Origin of the sequence: Caballeronia sp. (genome assembly GCF_049581465.1) — a bacterium.
In the GTDB taxonomy this organism is placed as follows: domain Bacteria; phylum Pseudomonadota; class Gammaproteobacteria; order Burkholderiales; family Burkholderiaceae; genus Caballeronia.
The window spans coordinates 1-2,227 of the sequence record NZ_JBAUSA010000034.1 but is presented as its reverse complement, the minus strand read 5'-3'; the positions used below and the strand labels follow the sequence as shown (position 1 = coordinate 2,227).

Below are 2,227 nucleotides of genomic sequence, written 5' to 3'. Positions count from 1 at the left end.
GCTCAAAGTGCCACGGCGTTGAATCCATTCCCAAATTCGCCTGCGTCCAGAACGACACCGCCTGACTATGCTTTTGAAGTCGCGCGAAGCTTGCATCGTTCATGCCGCGCCCATCAGGTTCCGGGTTCTTAAGCCAGCCGAGCCGCCGCTCGAAAGTCGTGTAGTCCCAGTCGGTCAAGAACTTTGCCGCCGTACGTGCAAGACCTTGCTTGCGTAGCACTTCTGAAGAAACGGCTTCAGTGCCGATCTCGGCGAGAGCGCCTCCCGGAACCTGGCTGACCTCAACTTTTGGCGCTTCTGGTGCGAGCAACGCCAGCGTCTTTTCGTCCTTGCATCGCAAATCGCCACGACTGCCATCAACCATTCGCCAGCCCAACCAGTGCGGAAAATCCGCGTCACTGAGTTTGACCACGCCCGCGCCGTTCAGATTTACCCACAGCTTGCCGCTCGGCAATGCGACCTTGCGCCAGTGCTGCGCATTCGCGGGAATCAGCGTATCGGCGGTTCCTAACACACGCCCAAACCGCAGCAACTCAAAACCGGCGGCAGGCTGTTGCGCATAAAGCTTGGTTGCCGTCTCGTACAGTTGATACTCGTACGCGGCACCCGGCATCTCATCGTCCTTGGTTGCTCCCACGAGCGTGCCGTCCTCGCGATACGTGGTCATCGTGCAATGACCGTTCTCAAAGTGCATCGAAACGAACAGCGCTACGCCCGGTCCAGCTACGTCGCGCGGCGTAGGCCGCACGCCGTGTGGGTTCGTCGGCAGGTCACTGAAGGTCGTGCTCGCGGGCAGATAGAAATGCATATCGCCGTAGCAAGCGTCCGTTCGCCCGTTGCCACTGAGCGGCACATCGCCTTGAATCCGTCCCATGAGCTTGCGGGCGTTGGCATCGTCAGCGATGATTTCGAAGTGGAAAAGATAGGGCTTGTCGTTAATGTACCCCGCGCTGCCGATGGGATCTTTACGCCACACCTTTTGTCCGATTTTCATCGCGAGAATGGCGGGTGGCATATGGCGCAGATGATGGTAGATCGAATAGAACTCGACCTTGCCGTTTTCGCCCTCGCCGATCTCGGTACTGTGCTTGAGCACGATGCAGCCGTCGCTGGTCCATCCACCGCCGTAATTGAGTGGATGATTCGCCTCGGCAGACTTGGTACTGATATCGCCTCGATGGACCAGTACACCATCCGCGATAGCGCGAATCTCAAGGTCTTCACTTCGTTCGAACGGCGGCGTCAAGTGAAGGCCACCGTGCCAGCGATTTTGAAAGCTCACCGGGAATGCGCCCGCGCCGGGTGCGTCGCCGGTCATTGCTCGGCGAACATATGCTTCGTCGGACTCGCCGTCGTTACGCTTCGGTAGAAAAGGGGGGCTAATCAGCATTGGAGAGTTATCTTTATCAAGAGGAGTGACCGTTGTCATCGATCTGCGTGTACGTCAGATCGCCGGATGAAAGGGCTGGGAGCCTGGGTGTTTCACTCGCTGGGCCCTCCCACGGGTGCCCGTCACTTTTCAGCGTGATGTCGCCCGGGCAACCCAGTTCAATATCCCCACCCTCAAGCTTGATGTATGCGCCGCCGCAACTGAGCATCAGCGACTTGCCTGCGGCTGCAAGCAATTGTCCGTTGACACTCGTAACCTTGAGGTCTTGCGAGGCCGTCAGAAGCATCTGACCTGTCTGAGCTTGCGCTACCAGGTTCTCCGACCCGGTGATGATGCGAATCCCTTGCTGCGCAAAAACCGATGCGGACTTTCCGGCCGCTACGGTGACGTTCTTCATGGCACCAAGATCAGTGTTACCGCCAGACGTGCCGATCAGGTTTTGTTTTGCGCTGATCTGCAGGTGGTCGCCACTGGTCAACGCAATGCCATCCGGTGCGCTTATCAACACACCCGCCTTCTTCAGTTGGTCGAGCGTGTTGTCGAGGAGAGCGCGCTGCTTGTCGTACTCGGCTACGATCGCTTGCGCCGCTTTGGCAGCTTCAGCCAAAGCCTGAACTTGAGCCAGCGCCTGTCGAAGGTGGGTCTGTGCTGACGTCATTTCGAGCTGCGGGCCATTCGCGCGAGGCTGGTCGTCGGCCGAAATTAAAATACCTTTTCCACCTCTAATCGCCGCGTGGCCAGAGGACCTCAATTCAACGCCTTCCCCGCGTTTCTGCCGTTTACTATCAACCATGTGACCAAGGGTCAGTTGGCTTTTGCCCGAATGCTCGGTGCTGA

General features: G+C 58.1%; 2 protein-coding genes. Both read right to left on the bottom strand.

The genetic code is table 11. The annotated features are described in order from the left end of the window. On the bottom strand, window positions 1-1,318 hold a 1,318-nt coding region (locus tag WCA53_RS00765; RefSeq protein WP_423904276.1), incomplete at its 3' end, for a M23 family metallopeptidase. Between the two features lie 88 nt (window positions 1,319-1,406). Then, the coding region (locus WCA53_RS00760) for a DUF2345 domain-containing protein (RefSeq protein ID WP_423904273.1) at window positions 1,407-2,227 on the bottom strand (821 nt) is incomplete at its 5' end.